Annotated in this window: 20 protein-coding genes; 15 read left to right on the top strand and 5 right to left on the bottom strand. The window is 59.6% G+C overall.

Translation table 11 applies throughout. The annotated features are described in order from the left end of the window. The first annotated feature begins 1 nt into the window (after window position 1). The 7 genes from ACZ9BX_RS07830 (at window position 2) to ACZ9BX_RS07860 (ending at window position 7,843) form a co-directional block, all read left to right on the top strand. On the top strand, window positions 2-3,787 hold the full coding sequence (locus ACZ9BX_RS07830; RefSeq protein WP_476216913.1) for a vitamin B12-dependent ribonucleotide reductase: 3,786 nt from the start codon (window positions 2-4) through the stop codon (window positions 3,785-3,787). Between the two features lie 637 nt (window positions 3,788-4,424). Next, window positions 4,425-4,583 carry a hypothetical protein gene (locus ACZ9BX_RS07835; RefSeq protein WP_476216915.1) on the top strand — a complete coding sequence of 53 codons (159 nt, stop codon included), beginning with the start codon at window positions 4,425-4,427 and terminating at the stop codon, window positions 4,581-4,583. 64 nt (window positions 4,584-4,647) lie between these two features. After that, entirely contained in the window at window positions 4,648-5,010 is a 363-nt protein-coding gene (locus ACZ9BX_RS07840; RefSeq protein ID WP_476216916.1) for a helix-turn-helix domain-containing protein, read from the top strand. Then, complete coding sequence (locus ACZ9BX_RS07845) at window positions 4,977-5,579, top strand: ImmA/IrrE family metallo-endopeptidase (RefSeq protein ID WP_476216917.1); 603 nt, start codon at window positions 4,977-4,979, stop codon at window positions 5,577-5,579. The genes ACZ9BX_RS07840 and ACZ9BX_RS07845 overlap by 34 nt, the downstream gene beginning before the upstream one ends. 313 nt (window positions 5,580-5,892) lie before the next feature. Continuing rightward, window positions 5,893-6,312 (top strand): hypothetical protein, encoded by a 420-nt coding sequence (locus ACZ9BX_RS07850; RefSeq protein WP_476216918.1) that lies wholly within the window; start codon window positions 5,893-5,895, stop codon window positions 6,310-6,312. A 65-nt stretch (window positions 6,313-6,377) separates the two neighbouring features. Continuing rightward, window positions 6,378-7,364: a toll/interleukin-1 receptor domain-containing protein gene (locus ACZ9BX_RS07855; RefSeq protein ID WP_476216919.1), complete on the top strand. Its 987-nt coding sequence runs from the start codon at window positions 6,378-6,380 to the stop codon at window positions 7,362-7,364. Window positions 7,365-7,366: 2 nt separating this feature from the next. Next, on the top strand, window positions 7,367-7,843 hold the full coding sequence (locus ACZ9BX_RS07860; protein WP_476216921.1) for a hypothetical protein: 477 nt from the start codon (window positions 7,367-7,369) through the stop codon (window positions 7,841-7,843). A gap of 75 nt (window positions 7,844-7,918) precedes the next feature. On the opposite strand, the gene ACZ9BX_RS07865 is transcribed toward ACZ9BX_RS07860, so the two are convergent. Continuing rightward, window positions 7,919-8,257 carry a hypothetical protein gene (locus tag ACZ9BX_RS07865; RefSeq protein WP_476216923.1) on the bottom strand — a complete coding sequence of 113 codons (339 nt, stop codon included), beginning with the start codon at window positions 8,255-8,257 and terminating at the stop codon, window positions 7,919-7,921. Between the two features lie 194 nt (window positions 8,258-8,451). Between ACZ9BX_RS07865 and ACZ9BX_RS07870 the strand changes: the two genes are divergently transcribed. Both ACZ9BX_RS07870 and ACZ9BX_RS07875 read left to right on the top strand, forming a co-directional pair. Then, the gene (locus ACZ9BX_RS07870) at window positions 8,452-8,721 is read left to right on the top strand and encodes a hypothetical protein (protein WP_476216925.1); all 270 of its coding nucleotides are present in this window, start codon (window positions 8,452-8,454) and stop codon (window positions 8,719-8,721) included. Between the two features lie 206 nt (window positions 8,722-8,927). Beyond that, window positions 8,928-9,404, top strand: coding sequence for a hypothetical protein (locus ACZ9BX_RS07875; RefSeq protein ID WP_476216927.1), 477 nt, complete (start codon window positions 8,928-8,930; stop codon window positions 9,402-9,404). 178 nt (window positions 9,405-9,582) lie between these two features. On the opposite strand, the gene ACZ9BX_RS07880 is transcribed toward ACZ9BX_RS07875, so the two are convergent. Further along, a complete protein-coding gene (locus ACZ9BX_RS07880) occupies window positions 9,583-11,268 on the bottom strand; it encodes a hypothetical protein (protein ID WP_476216929.1) in 1,686 nt (561 codons plus the stop codon). Between the two features lie 51 nt (window positions 11,269-11,319). Next, window positions 11,320-12,384 carry a dsDNA nuclease domain-containing protein gene (locus tag ACZ9BX_RS07885; RefSeq protein ID WP_476216931.1) on the bottom strand — a complete coding sequence of 355 codons (1,065 nt, stop codon included), beginning with the start codon at window positions 12,382-12,384 and terminating at the stop codon, window positions 11,320-11,322. A 53-nt stretch (window positions 12,385-12,437) separates the two neighbouring features. Between ACZ9BX_RS07885 and ACZ9BX_RS07890 the strand changes: the two genes are divergently transcribed. Beyond that, complete coding sequence (locus tag ACZ9BX_RS07890; RefSeq protein ID WP_476216933.1) at window positions 12,438-12,677, top strand: hypothetical protein; 240 nt, start codon at window positions 12,438-12,440, stop codon at window positions 12,675-12,677. A 361-nt stretch (window positions 12,678-13,038) separates the two neighbouring features. Then, on the top strand, window positions 13,039-13,290 hold the full coding sequence (locus tag ACZ9BX_RS07895) for a hypothetical protein (RefSeq protein WP_476216935.1): 252 nt from the start codon (window positions 13,039-13,041) through the stop codon (window positions 13,288-13,290). Between the two features lie 471 nt (window positions 13,291-13,761). Here ACZ9BX_RS07895 and ACZ9BX_RS07900 read toward each other — a convergent pair whose 3' ends face one another. Next, window positions 13,762-14,337: a peroxidase-related enzyme gene (locus ACZ9BX_RS07900; protein WP_476216937.1), complete on the bottom strand. Its 576-nt coding sequence runs from the start codon at window positions 14,335-14,337 to the stop codon at window positions 13,762-13,764. Next, entirely contained in the window at window positions 14,334-14,816 is a 483-nt protein-coding gene (locus tag ACZ9BX_RS07905; protein WP_476216939.1) for a CMD domain-containing protein, read from the bottom strand. Before ACZ9BX_RS07905 ends, ACZ9BX_RS07900 begins: the two co-directional genes overlap by 4 nt. Before the next feature lie 160 nt (window positions 14,817-14,976). Here ACZ9BX_RS07905 and ACZ9BX_RS07910 point away from each other — a divergent pair, with 160 nt between their 5' ends. From ACZ9BX_RS07910 to ACZ9BX_RS07925, 4 genes are read left to right on the top strand one after another with little or no spacing between them, the layout of a single operon-like run. Continuing rightward, entirely contained in the window at window positions 14,977-15,975 is a 999-nt protein-coding gene (locus ACZ9BX_RS07910; RefSeq protein WP_476216941.1) for a LysR family transcriptional regulator, read from the top strand. Beyond that, window positions 15,972-17,444, top strand: coding sequence for an NAD(P)-binding domain-containing protein (locus tag ACZ9BX_RS07915; protein ID WP_476216943.1), 1,473 nt, complete (start codon window positions 15,972-15,974; stop codon window positions 17,442-17,444). Before ACZ9BX_RS07910 ends, ACZ9BX_RS07915 begins: the two co-directional genes overlap by 4 nt. Beyond that, entirely contained in the window at window positions 17,437-18,177 is a 741-nt protein-coding gene (locus tag ACZ9BX_RS07920) for an amino acid ABC transporter ATP-binding protein (RefSeq protein WP_476216945.1), read from the top strand. Before ACZ9BX_RS07915 ends, ACZ9BX_RS07920 begins: the two co-directional genes overlap by 8 nt. Before the next feature lie 16 nt (window positions 18,178-18,193). Further along, on the top strand, window positions 18,194-19,018 hold the full coding sequence (locus tag ACZ9BX_RS07925) for an amino acid ABC transporter substrate-binding protein (RefSeq protein ID WP_476216947.1): 825 nt from the start codon (window positions 18,194-18,196) through the stop codon (window positions 19,016-19,018). Window positions 19,019-19,053: the final 35 nt, after the last annotated feature.

Genomic DNA, 19,053 nt, shown 5'->3' on the forward strand with positions numbered 1-19,053 from the left:
CATGCGCATAGAACGCCGTTTCACAAAGGCAGGCCAGAGCGCTTATGCGGACATCGAGTTCCGCAAGGCGACGAGCGAGATCAAGAACCCGGACGGTTCGATCGTCTTCCGCCTTGAGAACATCGACGTTCCGGCGCAGTTCTCCCAAGTCGCGGCCGACATCCTGGCCCAGAAGTACTTCCGCAAGGCCGGCGTTCCAGCAAAGCTGAAGAAGGTCGAGGAAAACGACGTTCCTTCCTTCCTGTGGCGCTCGGTTGCCGATGAAGCGGCCCTCAAGGAACTGCCGAAGGATCAGCAGTACGGCTCCGAAATCGACGCGCGCCAGGTCTTTGACCGTCTGGCCGGCACCTGGACCTACTGGGGCTGGAAGGGCGGCTACTTCTCGTCCGAGGAAGATGCCTCGGCCTTCCGCGACGAACTTGCCTACATGCTCGCCACGCAGCGCGTCGCTCCCAACTCCCCGCAGTGGTTCAACACCGGCATGCATTGGGCCTACGGCATCGACGGCCCTGGCCAAGGCCATTTCTATGTCGATCCCTTCACCGGCAAGCTGACCAAGTCGAAGTCGGCCTATGAGCACCCGCAGCCGCATGCCTGCTTCATCCAGTCCGTCGAGGACGACCTCGTCAACGAAGGTGGCATCATGGACCTCTGGGTCCGCGAGGCGCGTCTCTTCAAATACGGCTCCGGTACCGGCTCAAACTTCTCGTATCTGCGCGGCGAAGGCGAAAAGCTTTCAGGCGGCGGCCGCTCTTCCGGCCTGATGAGCTTCCTGAAGATCGGCGACCGTGCAGCGGGCGCCATCAAGTCGGGCGGCACGACGCGCCGTGCGGCAAAGATGGTGGTCGTCGATATCGACCATCCGGATATCGAGGAATACATCAACTGGAAGGTTAAGGAAGAGCAGAAGGTCGCGGCCCTCGTCACCGGCTCCAAGGTCGTCGCCAAGCACCTGAAGGCGATCATGAAGGCCTGCTTCAACTGTGAAGGCGGCGCCGATTCCGATTGCTTCGACCCGGCCAAGAACCCCGCCCTGAAGCGCGAAATTCGCGCCGCCAAGAAGGACCAGGTTCCGGAAAACTACGTCCAGCGCGTCATCCAGTTCGCCCGCCAGGGCTATAAGGACATGGAGTTCAAGACCTATGATACGGATTGGGATAGCGAAGCCTACCTCACCGTTTCCGGCCAGAACTCCAACAACTCCGTCTCGATCCGCGACGACTTCCTGCGCGCCGTCGAAGCCGATGGCGACTGGAACCTGACGGCCCGCAAGGACGGCAAGGTCATGAAGACGCTGAAGGCCCGCGACCTCTGGGAGACGATCTCCTACGCCGCCTGGGCGTCGGCCGACCCGGGCCTGCACTTCAACACGACGATGAACGACTGGCACACGAGCCCGGCCGCCGGCCCGATCCGCGCCTCCAACCCGTGCTCGGAATACATGTTCCTCGACGACACGGCCTGCAACCTTGCCTCGCTGAACCTCATGCAGTTCAAGGATGCGGGCACCAAGCGCATCAACATCGCCGACTACGAGCATGCCGTGCGCCTCTGGAGCGTCGTGCTCGAAGTCTCCGTGATGATGGCACAGTTCCCGTCGCGTCGCATCGCCGAGCTCTCCTACGAATACCGTACGATTGGCCTCGGCTACGCCAACATCGGCGGCCTCCTGATGTCGTCGGGCATTCCCTATGACAGCGATGAAGCCCGCGCCATCGCCGGCTCGCTGACGGCGATCATGACCGGCATTTCCTACGCCACCTCGGCGGAAATGGCCGCCGAACTCGGGCCGTTCCCGATGTTTGCGCCGAACCGTGAAAACATGCTGCGCGTCATCCGCAACCATCGCCGCGCCGCCTATGGCGAGACCTCCGGCTATGAAGGCCTTTCGATCAACCCGGTCGCCCTCATCCACTCCGAAAACCCGGACCAGGATCTCGCAGCGCATGCCAAGAGCGCTTGGGACAAGGCTCTCGAACTCGGCGAAAAGCACGGCTACCGCAATGCCCAGGCAACCGTTATCGCGCCGACCGGCACGATCGGCCTCGTCATGGATTGCGACACGACCGGCATCGAGCCCGACTTTGCGCTCGTCAAGTTCAAGAAGCTCGCCGGTGGCGGCTACTTCAAGATCATCAACCGCGCCGTTCCCGAAGCATTGCGCACGCTCGGCTACTCCGAAAGCCAGATCGCCGAGATCGAAGCCTACGCCGTCGGCCACGGCAACCTCAACCAGGCGCCCGCCATCAACCCCTCGACGCTGAAGGCCAAGGGCTTCACCGACGAGAAGGTCGAGGCCGTCAATGCGGCTCTTAAGTCCGCCTTCGACATCAAGTTCGTCTTCAACCAGTGGACGCTTGGGCTCGACTTCCTGAAGGGCACGCTGAAGGTTTCCGACGAGCAGCTTGCCGACATGAGCTTCAACCTGCTCGACCACATGGGCTTCTCGAAGAAGGACATCGAGGCTGCGAACATCCACGTTTGCGGTGCGATGACGCTGGAAGGCGCGCCGTTCCTGAAGAACGAGCACCTCGCCGTCTTCGATTGCGCCAATGCCTGCGGCAAGATCGGCAAGCGCTACCTCTCGGTCGAAAGCCATATCCGCATGATGGCGGCTGCCCAGCCCTTCATCTCGGGTGCGATCTCCAAGACGATCAACATGCCGAACGATGCAACGGTCGACGATTGCAAGAGCGCCTACATGCTCTCCTGGAAGCTCGGCCTCAAGGCCAACGCGCTTTATCGCGACGGCTCGAAGCTGTCGCAGCCGCTGAATTCTTCGCTGATTGAGGACGAAGGCGACGAGGATACGCTGGAGGAACTGCTGGCCCAGCCGGCTGCCGCCCAGGCCGTCACCGTCACCGAGAAGATCATCGAGCGCGTGATCGAAAAGGTCGTGCGCAGCCAGGAAAAGCTGCCGGGTCGCCGCAAGGGCTATACCCAGAAGGCAAAGATCGGTGGTCACACGATCTTCCTGCGCACCGGCGAATATGACGACGGCCGCCTCGGCGAAATCTTCCTCGACATGAACAAGGAAGGTTCGGCCCTTCGCGCCTTCATCAACAACTTCGCGATTTCGGTCTCGCTCGGCCTGCAATACGGCGTGCCGCTCGAAGAATATGTCGATGCCTTCACCTTCACGAAGTTCGAGCCGGCGGGCATCGTCACCGGCAACGACGCGATCAAGAACGCGACGTCGATCCTCGACTACGTGTTCCGCGAACTCGCCATCTCCTATCTCGGCCGCCACGATCTGGCGCATGTCGATACGTCCGACTTCAATAACACGGCGCTCGGCCGCGGCGTGTCTGAAGGCAAGGCGGACATCGTCTCCAAGGGCCTGACCCGCGGCTACAAGCCGACGCTGGTTTCGGGCACCGGGGCATCGGAGATCAAGGGGGCTGCAACGGCCGCCCCTGCCCGCGCCTCGTCCGGCGCGACGATTACCGCGATTGCCGGCAACACCGTGCGCAAGCTCGAAGCCGTCGCCGCCCCCTCCGAGGTCGTCGCCTTCAAGCGCGATTACGAGGAACGCGCCAAGGAGCTGGCGGAGGAAATCGCCGAAGAACTCGTCGAGGAATCCAGCGCGCTCTTCACCGACGCCGCCGCAGCCGACGCAGCCTCTGCCAAGACCGAAGCCAAGAAGGTCGAAGCCGAACGCCGCGCCCGCTCCATCATGCAGGGCTACACGGGCAACATGTGCACCGAGTGCCAGAACTTCACGATGGTGCGGAATGGCACCTGCGAGAAGTGCGATACGTGCGGCGCGACCAGCGGGTGCAGCTGATTTCTGTGAATATCTTGTTCCTGTAACGCGCACATAAACCCGGTCAAAAAACGAAGGAAAACGGACATTCTACAGCTATCGGTTGCCATAGCGAAGGAATTTCACTCCTTCACAACCTGCAGCTCGCGTAGCATCGGCTGCTTCAGACATGGGTGAAGGAATTACTCCGGGCGCGCAAGCTCCCGGAGTTTCGAATCTAAATGCCAGGAAAAGCTGACCGACCTCTATGTCGCGATGCATCGTCCTGGTGAATGCGCCTGTACGTTGGAGTGGCGGCAACACACTGCTCCACGCGCATCACTGTTGTCCCAACACGCGAGACAACGTGCTTACACCATTGAATTTTAAGACATTTTTAAAGAATAACGCTTCCCTATTTCCACGAAACATCGTAGATTCAGGGGTGCGAATCAGCAAGAGAACGGAGGAATTCTGCTGTGACTTCGGAGATCTTCATCTCCGCAATACCGCAACCGAGCTACCAACCCGGTTGCAGCATTTTGCGAATATCGCGTGCGTCATTCGCAAGGCGAATAGACCGAAGCCCTCCGCCGTAAGCAGGAACACTATGGGGGATTCGGGACTATCTGTCGATGGTTGGGCGCATGTTTTCCACGGTTCGAAAAGGAACACGGACATGAGTACCCGCAAGACATTTGACGTTGGACGAGACTCTGGCTCGGGCAAATTCGTCACGGTGAAAGAAGCCGAGGCCCGTCCGAACACGACAACTGTCGAACGCATCCCGAAATCCGGTTACGGCGACACCAAGGGTGAGCCCGTCCGCCGCAAGTAAGCGAAGGAGGTGCCTATAGAAGGCACCTCTTTTGAAACCTTGAAACCCAGAGTGAGGTTAAAGCATGACCGACAATGAAGACGTCGGCCTGAAGGCCGCGTTGCGCAGTTTTGGAGAAATCGTCCGGCATAAGCGGCAGGCTTGCCGCTGGGTCTTTAGGGAGCTCTCCGAGAAGACCGGTATCGACATCACGTCGCTCAGCGACGTCGAAGCAGGGATCGATGTCCTGACGGCTACGGAACGAGAAACCCTTTGCGAGTTCCTCGGGATCGACATCGACACCTTTCCGAAGATCCTCCGCAACGAGCGCTCCAAGGCAGTCTCGACCAAGGTCGAGACCCCGAGGGAGCTTCGTTCCGCATCAATCGTCGACCTGACGAGGTACCGCGAGACATGGCAAACGACTACTTCACATCCAGAGGACTAAACACTCCGAAGATGATGTCGGTGGCGATGAAGTATCGTAGCGAGTTCGACATGCAGCATGTCGAACTCGTCGACATCGTCAACATTATCGAGTTCAAGCTTGTCGAAAGGTTCCCGGATTTCAGGCTCGTCATCGCCCGAGATTCCGAGATGACAGAAGACGCGCTAGCCGAGCCGCTGAAGGGCCGGATAACAGTCAGGAAGTCGGTCTATCTTGCGGCGTGCGATGGAGACGCCGAGGCAAGGCTCGTTCTTGCCCATGAGTTAGGTCACTTCCTGCTGCACCGGGAAAAGGACGTGCCCATGCACAAGGATTCGCGTGGCGCCGTCCAGAACATCAGAGGCATGACGGCAACCGAAAGCGTCGAGGACCAAGCTGACATGTTCGCGAGACATTTCCTTGCGCCTCCCGATCTTGCCTATCGGTTTAGAAACGAACCCCGGCGGTTGGCGGAAGCTGCAGGCGTGCCGCTCCGGATATCGAAGGGCAACATAACGATGTCGAGGCGGCAAGAGGTTTACGCGATCAGAAACCAGGGAGGGACTGCCGGCCTTAAAAGCGACCTGTGATTTCGTCCGCAGTTCAGTCCAATCCTTCGACTGCCGTCATCCGCGGGTCGGTCGCGTTTATCGAAAAGGTCATTGCATGCCAGTTCCGAAAATAGGTTTCTCCGCGTTTCTGAAGATCATCAACAGCAACCCTCGTCCCCAACGATCCATCGTTCGGGACCGGTGCCGTCCTAGTTCGGGTGGCTACGATTTTCATAAAAGCTTCCGCTACCGCGTTCAGCAAGTCTCGTTCGCAGGCCTCACGCCTGCCGAGGTGCTAGCGTCCACCCAGCAGATATCTAGGGAGCCTGAACGGCGGTCGGCTCGGCGGGCGTTGGAGCAGTTCTTCGTATGGAAGGAAGAACACCCCGGTGAGATGTTCTCGTCTCAGGCGGTGTTGTTCGAGAGTCCGGCCGGACAGTTCAAGCTTGAGTTCGTGCCAGACTTCCTGTTGGAAATCGCAGGGCGACGGACTGCAGTTCATCTCTGGAACACCCAACATGATCTCAGCGCACACCTTGTACGCGCCGCGTTGTGCTCCGTAGCTACCCATCACCCCTTGGACGGCCGCCCCGACGACTTCGCGGTGCTCTCGCTTCGGGACCGTACGCTCTATCGATGGTCAGATGCCGACAGGGAAACCGCATTGCTTGGCGAACGCCTCCTTGAACTGCTCGACATGCAGTTCGCTGCTGCACGCACGGAACTCGGCCTGCCGGCGTCGCCGCGGGAGGAGCCCCGTCCCTTGTCCTGATCCTAGTGATCGCGCCGCAACTGAAATGCGGCGCCGACCGATCCGAAGAATTGTTGGAGTTACGAATGGCTAGCGTCTTCTTTTCATATTGTCACGTAGACGAAGCATTGCGGGATCAGCTCGAGAAGCAGTTGTCGATCCTGAAGCGCCAAGGCGTCGTGGAAACATGGCATGACCGGAGGATCGGCGCGGGAGAGGAAATCGACGCGGCGATCAGTAAGAACCTTACATCGGCAGACATCATTCTTCTTTTGGTCAGTCCCGACTTCATCAATTCCGACTACTGCTACGACCGCGAAATGATGGCGGCGATGGAGCGCCAGGCGGCGGGCAGCGCGATCGTCATACCTGTTATCCTTCGGGCATGCGATTGGCATGGCGCGCCGTTCGGTAAGCTAAATGCCACGCCACCCGACGGTCGCCCCATCACTCAGGCCGTCGACCGCGACCAGGCCTTTCTCGAGGTCGCAAAAGCCGTGCGGGCTGCGGCCGAGCGGATTGGGAAAGTTGCCGTCGATGCGGGCGTTGCTCGGACCAGATTCTCTCCTCCGACTGAATCGTCAGCCCTCAAGCGAACGCTCCCGGACACGCCTCGCTCGAGCAACCTCCGCATGACGAAGACCTTCACCGACCGCGACCGAGATCGCTTCAAGGCCGATAGCTTCGAGTTCATCGCCAAGTTCTTCGAGAACTCCCTAAACGAACTCCAAACACGCAATCCCGGCGTGGAGGGAGACATGCGAAGGATCGATGCAAACCGGTTCACTGCGTCGGCCTACCGCAATGGCAAGGCCCTCAGCCGATGTACCGTTTTTGTCGGCGGCGACCGAGGCTTTATCAACGGCATAGCATATTCGGACGGCGAAATCTCGGCGAGCAATTCCTACAATGAGATGCTGCATGTGGAGTTTGACGATCAATCGCTTTTCCTGAAGTGCTCTGGGATGAGGCACATGACGGGCAACGGTCGTGACGAGAAGCTTTCGCCGGAAGGAGGCGCAGAACTTTTCTGGACGATCTTCATGGCACCGCTTCAACGCGAACGAGGCTAGGAGTGCTGAAGATGCTTTCGATCTCTGAATTCTGGGTTGGCGACGTCGCCGAGGCTCCCTTGCGCAGTCTCATCCTTCCCCGCTCCACGCGTGAACAGCCAGGCTTCATCGGACAAGTCGAAGACGTTCCGTACTTCGTTTTCCTGAACGGCAAGAACAACTTCGGAGCGTTCAAGCAGTCCGTGAGGCTGCGGAACCCAGGCATCATTATTCCCAACGTCAGCGTGGAAGTAGATGAATCCTCGGTCGGCGCATACGACGCGTGGGAAACCCGCGCGGGGTCATTCGTCTTCGACGGAGGAAAGGCGGGAGTGCTTGCTGGAGACACGCGGACGGAGGGTGTCGGCCGCTTCGTTGTCACCGTTGCCGATGTCACCCGGAGTGAGGTCTCCTTGTCATTTTCCAGATGGCAGGTAGTGCTTGGCTCAGGTCAAGATCGGAAAGTGCTTCTTTCTATCGACGCCACACCATCTTCATAGCGCGCTACGTCCAATCCATGCGGCGGTTCGCGCGCGCCGAGCAAAAAATGTCGAACGTCTGGCGCCTTTAACACTTTAGACGCCGCGGCGCCGTACGTCTCCGAATGCCGGTCGAAACCCGGCTGAATCCTTCAGGAGACCAATGTGAAATTCATTGTAGCTGCGTGCCTTCTTAGCGAGAGGCTGAAACCTCGCCCCAAGCCTGGAATTCAGGAGTTCTTCGAACGATCGGAGATCACGATACCCTTCGCAACCTATCTTACGATCGAGCGTGGCCTCGACGTCCTCTCGAGAAACGATACGGAGAAGGAAATCCGACTGCGTGGACAGATCGAAGCGCTGGTCGCGGGATGCGAATTCCTCCGGGTAGACGATGCGGCGATCGCCCGTGCCCTGGCTCGAATCCTTGGTCATACGGTCGGCTTTCCTGGCTTCCAACTTTCATCAGGACCTGCCCGATCCATGCATCCTATCTCGTTCCCCTGCCAGACCCGATCCAGTTCGGCTCGCCGCACGACTTTGCTGCGCGAGTACGGCTCGCACGCGAGTCATGGAATGCATTCTGCAAGGTCGCGACGCCGGCCACCCCGTCTGCCTTTGAGAAGTATGTGTCGGATCGGCTTCTCGGGCGTTCTCGATCTTCATTCTGGTTGGACGAGCTCCCTCTTTACGCGGCAGGAAAGCTCACCGAGACGGTCGGCGCGATCGTCAATCATGGCCGAAACTTCGTCGCGGGCGACCTTAGCGAGGCCGAGTGGCTTGAAGCCGGTCGAACTGGCTTCGAGATAACCTCGTCCGGGGCGGCGGCCTTCTCCGAATGCCTGGTTCGCTCCATGACCGATTCTGGAACGGGAACGGCGATTTCGGAGGCCGACTGATCTACGGCCGTCTTTACGAAATGCTCGCACATGAAAATGAGGACCCGGCCTACGATCCTATTCGCGACCTCATTCGAGAAACCGCCGTCCGGTCCCTTCCGATCGGTCCCGACCATCAGCTTTTCGGGAAGGCCTCTCCGCGACGCTGGCATTCAGTTCATTCCGCCACGAAGGAATTCGGACTGCATCACAAGACTGCCCGGAAGATGTTCGCGGCAGCGGGCCTGATCCCGTCTGGCGACGAAACCGCTGATAGCCGAACTGTTGTCGCGGCCGGCGAGATCGAATCCTTCATTCATCGATGGCAGTCGTCTCTCAAGACCGACGCCGCGAGGGAGCGGGTGAACATCGGGAGATCCTCGTGGGACATCGTCCTGAAGGAGGGATACGTCAAACCGTTGATCGAGGACTACAGGCAGCATGGGGTAGCTCCCCTCTTCCCGCTGGATGAACTCGACCGGTTTATTGCTCGGCTGCAAACCGTGGCACCCTCGGGAATGGCAACGGCACCGGATTTTGTCAGCTTGCCGACAGCGGCGAAAAGGGCGTCCGCCCGCCTGTCGCAGATATTGGAATGGCTCTTCGATGGGGCGCTGGGGACCGCCTATATGGAGGCCCGCCACCGAGGGTTCGAAGGCGTTCGCGTCAGCGTGGCGGAAGTGATCGCGGTGTCGGGTAGGTGAGCTCTGAAGGTATTGTCATGACGCGTCGTCGAGATCCACAGGACGCCCGCCCACTTCTTGACCCGACAGGTCAGAGTTAGATGGTCTGCCTGTAGCCGGGATTCGGCTGCCTCAGCCGGTGGGATGGAGCTTGGTGCTTCCGATATTTTAACAAAATTCTTGGTTGAGACGGGTCAGCTCACATCTGCGACAGTAAAGGCGTCATCTTTCTGTAGGTCGCCTCGTATTCCGAGGCGCGAAGGACTGACCGGTTCTCAGTGAATGTGATGACGTCGGCATCCTGAGGCTGGTTTCCGTGAAGCGAGATCGTTCCGACAATGGTCTGTCCACCGTTCGGTCGTTTGGACATGACTTGTCGAATGATGGCCGGGGCATTGCTCATGTCCTGTTCCTGCTGCACCGGACTGTCGATAACAAGCGGAGCGCTGAAGGCCGTCGTGAACTTCTGAATGGTGTCGGCCAAAGCAAGGACATACGCCAGAAGAAGACGGGGCTGTTCGCTTCCTGTTTCGACCATGGACCCTGCGATCTTCGTAACCGCGTCGTTGTCAGCCTCCTGGACGTTCAGATTTCGCATGTAGGTGCCCATTAGCGCGGCATAGTAGTTCTCGATCTTGTCGCGCCGAGCGGGATCTTCCAGTTTGCCGATCTCGTCCTCCGCATCCGAGATTTCCCCCGCCTTTTCCCCGATAAAGTGTTCAAGCTCCCTAATCTGCTCCTCGAAAACCTCGTATGCGGCCGCCCGGCCCCGCGCCTCGATGACATCCTCCAGGGTTAGTTCACCGCGCTTCTCTTCAAGGATTCGCTGCATCTCGCCAATCGTGGAATCGGCCTCGCCGATGGCGGCTTGGAGTTTCGCCACGCTGTCGGCCAGTTGCCGGCGTTTCTGTTGCGCGCCATTCAAGAACTCGAAGCACTCCTCCCTATCGGCCAGGATCGCAAAACGATTCCGAAAGTCGTTGACGTGGACCACTCCACACGTGGGACACATGATCTCATCCGGCTGGTCTGCCGACCAGGCGGCGTCGTCCGCAAGTTCACTCGCGGACGCCTGGACCATGGCGATCTGCTGATCGATACTGGCTCGTTGGTCGAGAATGTCTGCTAGCTCGACTGCTCTCGTCTGACGGATCGTAAGTATCGATCGCATCCGCAAGAGAAGATCATTGATTGCGATCTCGTGTTCGACCGCATTGAGCTCGAGGCCAGAGAATTCGGGCTGCAGCTTGAGCTTGTCACGAGCCTTGCAGACGATGGTACGATCCTGTTCGAAGACCGCTTTTTCGATTTCAAGCTTCTTCTTTTTAGCCGTCAGCTCGTAGTACTCGTTGGGTCGAATTCCTGAATGAAAGTAGATGAGCGCAGGTCGAAAGCGCGTGTACTGTCCAAGATTCGCGAACGACGTCAGCGGTCTCTGCCATCCTCCATCTTGGTCTACGTACATAGGAAGAAACGCGTAGGCTGGCGGTGGTGTCTCCGGCTGACCTTGCCGGTTCGAAAATACCAGCTTGAAGCCGAGAAGTTCCGCGATGAAAGGTCCAAGCTCGCTGGTGAACGACGATGTGGATAGCAGAAGCTCGTTGTTGGCGTCGAAAATCGCAACCGTCTTCTTGTTGCGAACCGCTTGAAATCTGGTCCCATCGACGGTGAAGGTCAGCAAGGACTTGACGTTGACGTCCTTCCACTTCGGATGCACCACGGCCGGCTCCGCGCCCAGGGTCCAGTAAATGCATTTGATAAGCGAGGATTTACCGACGCGGTTCTTGCCCGTTATCACCGTCAGGCGCGGGTGGAACATCACCTTTCTCGCCTTCTTTTCGGTCAGCGACAGCAACTCCAGACTTTCGAATATCAAGCTTTTCATGGTTCTTTTTTCTGAGGTTCCGGACGAGAAGAAGGAAGTTGTCGCTTGGTTTCATCGCATGTACTCGTAAAGAGCGACGGCGAAGACAAAATCGTCCGACGCACCCGGTTTCCATTTTCGGATCTGGGCCGCGACCAGTGGAACCGCAGTGTTGATTCCATCAAAAAGCTCGCCGGCACCGTCGACAATGGGCGCAATCTTTGTCTTGACCTCGGATGCCATTTCCAAGGTCGCCGCACTCCAACGCCTCTTTTTCTCAGCCATGTAGCTGTGCCATTCCCTGCTCAGGGCGGCCTCGCGACTATGATCGAGATGGAGGTGTCTTGATGCACTTTCCCATGTGGGCCGGTAGCTGGCCTCGTTGTCGAGCTGGGTCAGCCAACCCTCAACCTGTTCCCGTGTCATGAACTTGGATCGCTTAAGCTCCTCGAAATTCTTGACCTGAGCGAGCTTTTTCGAACGACGCCGTCCTTCGTTGACGAGGTGCAGGGTGAATGGGATCGGGCGGGCGTCAATATTGCGTTCGTGGAGAAGCATTCCGACCTGTCCGAAGACGGCGTCTTCATAACTCCCCAGCCCCAGACGGCATTGCTCGTAATGGAAGTAACCGAGGTGATCCGACTCTTTGAACCCTCTGCACTCGAGCTTTATTGCCGTCACGAATTTTGCAACGTCGGCCTCTTGCAATGTTGCCAGGGGAACTTCCTCGTAGCGTGCCCCGACCTCCGACAGCGGCTGGTTGCTGACCATCACGAGCTTGCCAACAACGGCGCCGAACCGCTTGATGTTGTCGAACATCTTTCCCGCGATCGACGATTTCAGCGTCTGTTTCGTCTTTCCAGCTACCGGCCGGTCAAGGATTCGAGAAAGGGTCCAGTGACCTGAATCCAGTGACTTCATCTGGTAGAACACGGCAACCGTCGGCGCATCTGCGTCGTCAAGCTCGACCAGGTCGTCGTGGAACTCGAACCCAACAGCGTAGTTGGCGCCGGCTTGGTGCAAGTCGATGACCTTGGAAATTCCCCAAGCAGTCTGAAAGTCAAATCTGTCGTACGCCGTGCGGCCGCCGTTCTCACGTTCGGGTACGTTCAACAGATCGTCGATGACTGCGCCCAATTGCCCTCCCCAGCCCGAAACGGAATCGAGCACAAGTATTGTGGGTGCACTTTATGGGTGTCGTCAGCCCTTGGAAAGGTTCGGCTTTATGGGATGCACAAATAAAGATGGCGCTGGCGGAGGTTACGCGGATGCGCGCTGAGGGAACGGTGAAAACGGCGGGGCTTTGGTGCTTTTTGGCGGAGGACGCTGCGCGGCACTCCGATTTGTCTTTTGTTTTCAATACGCGATCCGAAGAAAAACGCGGGGTATATGTGCTCGTTACAGTTCCTGTAGGCAGCCATTCATTTTGACCGGCAGCCATTGAAATGACGCAGATTACGCCTCGCCCAACGCAGAGATTGCGGGCGGGGCGCAATAACTGAAGATCACCAGCAAATACTGGGAAAAAAATATAACGGAGCTAAACGCAGAAACTGCGATGCATCGGGAAGTGGAAACAGCATGTTTCGGTCACGTAATGATAATTTCCGCGCGTTTCTATAGTTCTAGGTGGCAAAATCTACCTCGTCGATTTCCAACAGTTCAGCGAATGAATCAATCCTCCCGCATATAGTTGAGGAATAGCATGGCAGATGATGAAGAGCTGCTTGATATTCATGCCGATGCCTCAGTCGCGGCATCGCCCCCTGAAGGTCCGCAATTCCCCCGAACGTGAAAGCAATCGTCTGGGCCCGCTCGGCGGGGCGCTGCGCCTTTCGCAACAAGCTCCTCATCGGCGACCTGCTTTCCGGCAAATCAGACCTTAACACAGCCTACATTGCTCACATCGTCGCTGACGCTCCGAAGGGAGCGCGCGGCGACAAGGTTCTGTCCGCCAAGCTATCAAAGGATCCGGCCAACCTGATGTTGCTCTGCGACGTCCATCACAGGCTGATCGACGGTCCGGAAACCAGCGGTAAATAGTCGCGTAAGTATGAAACAGACTGATCGCAATGCCCGTGGGCTCAGATAGCGCTCGGTCGTATAGACTTGCAGCGGCCCATTTCGTCCGCCCGGAGGCGGCCTGCAGTTCACCGTATTCGTGATATTCGACGGAGCTTGATCATCGCGAACAAGATATGAACAACTTTTTTGAGTCAAGACTACTCGCCCGATCTTCACCTGGTGGTCCGGGTGGATGTAGGCGCCCAGAAGCCACCGAACCGGGAGCTGATTTGCCGTGGTGGACTTTGCAAACCTCCGCAATGCACCTAATATTGGTGCAATCAAACCAGTAATGGGTTGCACCCTCGCTCGTGGTGACGAGGAAGTCGGTCAAATAGGAGTCGTCGCCGAACCAGCAGTTCATGGCGCGGCGTTACATGTAGACTCGATCAGGTTGCCGAACTTCTGCCCCTCGGCCTCCACCAGCCACCAGCCGACACCGCGATCATCTTAATCTTTCATCGGCTCGCCGAGCGTATGCATCAGGCGGTTAGCCCAGCCGAAGATGGCGGACGAGAGGACGAGATCGACAGCTTCGAGTTCGTCGAGCCCGACGTCGGCCAGCGCCTGCGCGTCGGCCGCCGTCGCCTCGGCAGGCGTGGTCGACAGCCGTGCCGAGAAGTCGAAGATTGCCTGCAGATGCTCATCCAACTCTGCCTCGAGACCGTCGGCGAACACGGCGTCGATGACATCTGTGCGTTTCGTCAGGTTGTTGAAGCGCGATGCGTGGACGGCCGCGCAGTAGACGCAGCGGTTGACAACGGACGCGGCGACGGCGCCCAGCTCGCGTTCGCTCGATGCCAGTCCGTCCTTTCCGTACATGATCAGGTTGAACAGGGGCGAGCGGACCGCGAGCGTCTCGGGGTCGTGCGCCAGGGTGAGCACATAGGGCGAGATGCCCTTTTTGGACGGCGTCGTCTGCATCGCCGCGTGCTGCTCGTCGGTGGCGGTCGCGAAATCGACTGGAACGACATAGGGCTGCCAGCGCGGCACAGTCGTAGTGAAGGTGTGGACGACCTCGCTCATCGCATTTCTCCAAGCAGCTTCAGGCCGGCGAGAACGCGGACCTGGTAGTTGACGAAGGCCGCAAGCTCCGCGAGCCGGACGATGTCGGCATCGGTTACGCCGACTTGGCGCAAGGCCTCGATATGCGCTCGCGTCGCATCGCGTGGCGCGACCGTCAGCCGGTCGGCATGACGGACGATCTCCGCGGTACGCGGGTCCGCCACGTTCGTGTCGGGCTCGGCGAGCAAGGCCGTCGCCGGTTCGTCGGCACGGGCGACCAGGGTGTCATAGTGGCTTGCGAGAGCAGTGTTGTGATTGTGGCGCGCCATTCGTGCAGCGAGCGCGGCCCTGAAGCCGTGGGACAGTCCGCCGGGATCGCGCGGCAGGAGCACGGCGTCATGGGCAGCCTCACTCAGACGCAAGATCTCGGTGCGTTTTTCCATGGCTTCGGCGAGCGCGGAGCCCGGCCTCGCGGAGACGAGGGTTTCGATGAGTGTCAAAACAGGCTCCTCAGTACATCAAAGGCATTCGGTCTAGGTAGGCGCGACACCCAATCATGTCAATTGGTAATGATATGTCGCATATGATGCGGAATATTTATCTATTGACGGTCGTCAAATGAGGACTCTCATGCTTTACTGACATAAAGGAGGATGTTCGATGTCCATTATGCATTCTAACTTTTTCGATATTCGGCAACTCGAAGCCTTTGCTGCGGTGATGTCCGCCGGCAGCGTGACCGGCGCGGCGCGGCTGCTTGGTCGATCGCAGCCGGCGGTGACCAGGCTCATCCAGGATCTGGAAGTCGACATCGGCTATGCCCTCTTGCACCGAAGCGGACCTCGCATCACCCCGACCTCGCGCGGCCTACTGTTTCACGCCGAGGTGGAGCGCCATCTCGCAAGCCTCACCCACATCCGCGAACGGGCGAATGCCATCGGTCTCGACGAGCCGGCGTCGCTGACGATCGCGGCCACGCCGTCTCTTGCGGCCGGCGTTCTGCCGCAGGCGATCGCGAACGTCGCGCCGGGTCTCATTCCACGCCACCTTCATGTGCAGGCGCTCGCGGCCGAGAATGTCGTGCAGGCCGTGCTCGCCCGCTCGGCGGACTTCGGGATCGCAAGCCTGCCGCTGGAGCATCCCGGCCTCGACGTGCACTGGGTCGCCGAAGCGCCGTGCGTCGTCGCTCTCGCCGCGGATGATCCGCTCGCCGGTGATGGCGTCGTGCGGCTCGGCGATCTCTCCGAGCGCCGGATCATCACCTTGGCGAACCCATATCGTCTGCGCCACCGCGTCGACGAGGCCCTTGAACGGGCTGGCGTCGTCCCGGGCCAAATGATCGACGTCAACGCCTCGATGACGGCCCTGACCATGGTCCGGGCCGGCCTGGGGGCTGCCATCGTCGAGCCGGCCACCGTCGTTGGCGTTCCGCTCGAGGGCATCGTGATGCGCGTTATCGACCAGACAATACCCTTCGTGTTTGGCGCGATCTCGCCTGCAGCGCTGCCGATGAACCCGACCGTTACGGCCGTGATCGACGCAGCCCGCGCCGTGGCTCTTGCGATGCCCGGTTGCCGACTGCATGACTCGGGCGGCGTCGAGGCCTTGGCCGACACCGTGTATGGACAGACTCCACTGCTTGAGGGAGTTCCGTCATGAGCGACCTGTCCTCCCTCCCTCAAGGACTCGACGCGCTCGAGACTCGCCTGAAACAGGATCTTGCCTGGCTGGAGTTGCCCGCGAAGTCCTGGATTCCTCCTCGCGAAGTCGACGGCAAGACGGTCGTCGACGTCGTCATCATTGGCGGCGGCATGGCCGGGCTTGTCGCATCGGGCATGCTGAAGCGGCTCGGAGTCGCGAACCACGTCGTGCTCGACAAGGCGTCCGCTGGCCAGGAGGGGCCATGGGTCACCTTCGCGCGGATGCGAACACTTCGCTCCCCCAAGCAGTTGACCGGGCCTGCGATGGGGCTGCCGTCTCTTACGTTCCGCGCCTATTACGAGGCCCGCTACGGCAACGAAGCCTGGGTCGCTCTCGACCGCGCGCCGCGCGAGACCTGGATGGACTACCTGATCTGGTACCGCCGGGTGCTCGAGCTCCCGGTGTGCAACGGGATATCGGTCGACGCGATTCTCCCTCGCGAGGACGGAATGCTCGACCTAGTTTGCCGTCAGGGTGACAGAACAGAAATCATGATCGCGCGCCACGTGGTACTGGCGACAGGCCGCGACGGCCTGGGTGGCCCGTTTCTACCTGCCATCGCCGACGACATCGATCGAAATTTCTGGGCTCATACCGCCGACGAGATCGACTTCGCCGCACTTCGTGGAAAGCGGGTCGGCGTCGTCGGAGCCGGCGCGTCCGCGATGGACAATGCCGCCACGGCGCTTGAAGCCGGCGCCGCGCGCCTCGACATGTTCGTGCGTCGCAAGGAGCTGCCGCGGATCAACAAGTTCACCGGCATCGGCAGCCAGGGGGTGGTGCATGGATTTGCGGACCTTCCCGACGAGTGGAAATGGCGGTTCCTGAACTACGCGATGGGCCAGCAGACGCCGCCGCCACGGCCGAGCGTCCTGCGCGTCAGCGCCTTCCCGCAGGCCCGTCTCCACCTGGAAAGCCCGATAAGCGAGCTGAAGCAGATCGGCGACCATCTCGTCGTGGCGACGCCGAAAGGCCGCTATCCGGTCGACTTCCTGATCTTCGGAACCGGCTTCAAGATCGACCTAACCAACCGGCCCGAACTTGCCGCCGTCGCACCGTATATCCGCCTATGGCGCGACCGTTTCCCGACGCCGGCCGGAATGCCTAACGCGGAACTCGAAGGCTCGCCCGATCTTGGAGATGCGTTCGAATTCTTCGAGACGGAACCCGGCGCCTGCCCGGCGTTGGCGAAGATCCACTGCTTCAATTTCCCGGCGACGCTGAGCCACGGCAAGCTCACCGGTGACATTCCAGCGATCAGCGAAGGTGCCGACCGGCTCGCGCGCGGCATCGTCAAGGCGTTGTTCGTCATCGACCGCGAGCGTCATTTCGCCGACCTCCAGGCGTTCGACACGCCCGAGCTGCTCGGAGACGAATGGGTCGATGCCGAGACCACAACCGAAAAGGACACCGAACTGAATGCTTGAGCTCAAGAACCTAAAGCTGTCCTACGGAACCACGCAGATTCTCAACGGCGTCGATCTCTCCGTGAAGCGCGGAGACGTGGTGTCGATCATCGGCCCCAGCGGTACCGGCAAGACGACGCTGCTGAAGTGCATCAACTACCTGGTAAAGCCGGCGTCCGGCACCATCGCGTTCGATAAGCTCAAGATGGACTACCAGCGCCCGGACAACACCGCGATACAGGCGATCCGGCTCCGGACGGCCATGGTCTTCCAGCAGTTCAATGTCTTCAAGAACATGACGGTCATTCAGAACGTGATGGATCCGCTCGTGGTCGTGCAGCGCAAGTCAAAGGACGAGGCGCGGGCGATCGCCCTGCAGGAGCTCGATCGGGTAGGTCTCTCCGACAAGCTGGACAGCTACCCGTCCCAGCTCTCCGGTGGCCAGCTACAGCGGACCGGCATCGCGCGGGCGCTCGCGGTCAAACCGGACGTGATGCTCTTCGACGAACCCACATCGTCGCTCGATCCCGAACTCGTCGGCGAAGTTCTTAGGGTGATCAAGGACGTCACGTCGTCGGGGATCACCTCGCTGCTCGTCACCCACGAGATGCAGTTCGCAAAGAACATCTCGAACCGCATCGTCTTCATGGACCGGGGCGTCGTCGCCGCCGACGGCAGCCCGACCGAGATCTTCGACGCGCCGTCGAATCCACGCCTTGCCCAATTCCTCAATTCCGAGCTTGCAATCCAGTAGAGAAAGGATGCCTGACATGCCTTCTATTAAGTCAACTTCCCGCCGTACTTTCGGCCTCGCCGTAGCCGGCGTCGCATTCGCTCTCGCAACGGCTGGCGTATCCCATGCCCAGGACGTGCGCACCATCAAGATCGCGACGGCAGCCGAATCCAAGCCACTGTCCTGGGGTGCGATCGGCGTCGAGCCGCAGGGCTACGAGCCCGACGTCCTGAAAGCCATCAACGCGAAGCTGCCCCAGTACAAGTTCGAGATGGAAGGCGCCGCCGACATCGCTCAGGAGACGGGCCTCGTCACTGGCAAGTACGACGTCGCGACCGGCGGCTACTACCGTGCGCCCGCTCGCGAAAAGCAGTTTCTTATTCCGGAGAGCCCGATTGGCGCCAGCCTGATCAAGATCTATAGCCGCAAAGACAGCGGCATCAACGAGATGAAGGATCTCGTCGGCAAGAAAATCGTGCCCGTCACTGCCGGCGGAGGCATCTACAAGTTCGCCACGGCGTGGCAGGAACAGAACCCCGACTATAAGATCGAGATCACCGCTTCCAGCGCCGGCATTCCATATCCGGATCGCCTGAAGGAGGTCCAGAACGGCAAGTACGACGCGCTGGTTCTGCCGTCCAACCTTGGCGAGCAGACGGTCATCGACCAGCAGAAGCTCGACATCAAGGCGAGCGAGCCCGTCGCTATCAACAACACCTTCGTCCTGATCCACCGCTCCGAGGAGAACAAGGCCCTCTCCGAAGGCATCGACAAGGCGCTGAAGGAACTCAAGGCCGACGGCACGCTCGCCAAGCTCTCGCAGAAATGGTTCGGCGAGGACATCACCACGTACATGAAGTAACGCTCGGTTGAGACACCGGCGATCAGGCCCAAGAC

The organism is Rhizobium sp. USDA 3886 (assembly GCF_056279785.1).

Coding starts and splice junctions, on each gene's coding strand:
- ACZ9BX_RS07865 (WP_476216923.1), bottom strand. CDS start 8,257: ATGACCAAGGATTCGAGCCAGGGCACGGGCGATCGCCGCATCGTCTAC.
- ACZ9BX_RS07830 (WP_476216913.1), top strand. CDS start 2: ATGCGCATAGAACGCCGTTTCACAAAGGCAGGCCAGAGCGCTTATGCG.
- ACZ9BX_RS07845 (WP_476216917.1), top strand. CDS start 4,977: ATGGCAAACGACTACTTCACATCCAGAGGACTAAACACTCCGAAGATG.
- ACZ9BX_RS07840 (WP_476216916.1), top strand. CDS start 4,648: ATGACCGACAATGAAGACGTCGGCCTGAAGGCCGCGTTGCGCAGTTTT.
- ACZ9BX_RS07875 (WP_476216927.1), top strand. CDS start 8,928: ATGTTCGCGGCAGCGGGCCTGATCCCGTCTGGCGACGAAACCGCTGAT.
- ACZ9BX_RS07910 (WP_476216941.1), top strand. CDS start 14,977: ATGTCCATTATGCATTCTAACTTTTTCGATATTCGGCAACTCGAAGCC.
- ACZ9BX_RS07880 (WP_476216929.1), bottom strand. CDS start 11,268: ATGAAAAGCTTGATATTCGAAAGTCTGGAGTTGCTGTCGCTGACCGAA.
- ACZ9BX_RS07890 (WP_476216933.1), top strand. CDS start 12,438: ATGGGTGTCGTCAGCCCTTGGAAAGGTTCGGCTTTATGGGATGCACAA.
- ACZ9BX_RS07900 (WP_476216937.1), bottom strand. CDS start 14,337: ATGAGCGAGGTCGTCCACACCTTCACTACGACTGTGCCGCGCTGGCAG.
- ACZ9BX_RS07855 (WP_476216919.1), top strand. CDS start 6,378: ATGGCTAGCGTCTTCTTTTCATATTGTCACGTAGACGAAGCATTGCGG.
- ACZ9BX_RS07915 (WP_476216943.1), top strand. CDS start 15,972: ATGAGCGACCTGTCCTCCCTCCCTCAAGGACTCGACGCGCTCGAGACT.
- ACZ9BX_RS07835 (WP_476216915.1), top strand. CDS start 4,425: ATGAGTACCCGCAAGACATTTGACGTTGGACGAGACTCTGGCTCGGGC.
- ACZ9BX_RS07925 (WP_476216947.1), top strand. CDS start 18,194: ATGCCTTCTATTAAGTCAACTTCCCGCCGTACTTTCGGCCTCGCCGTA.
- ACZ9BX_RS07920 (WP_476216945.1), top strand. CDS start 17,437: ATGCTTGAGCTCAAGAACCTAAAGCTGTCCTACGGAACCACGCAGATT.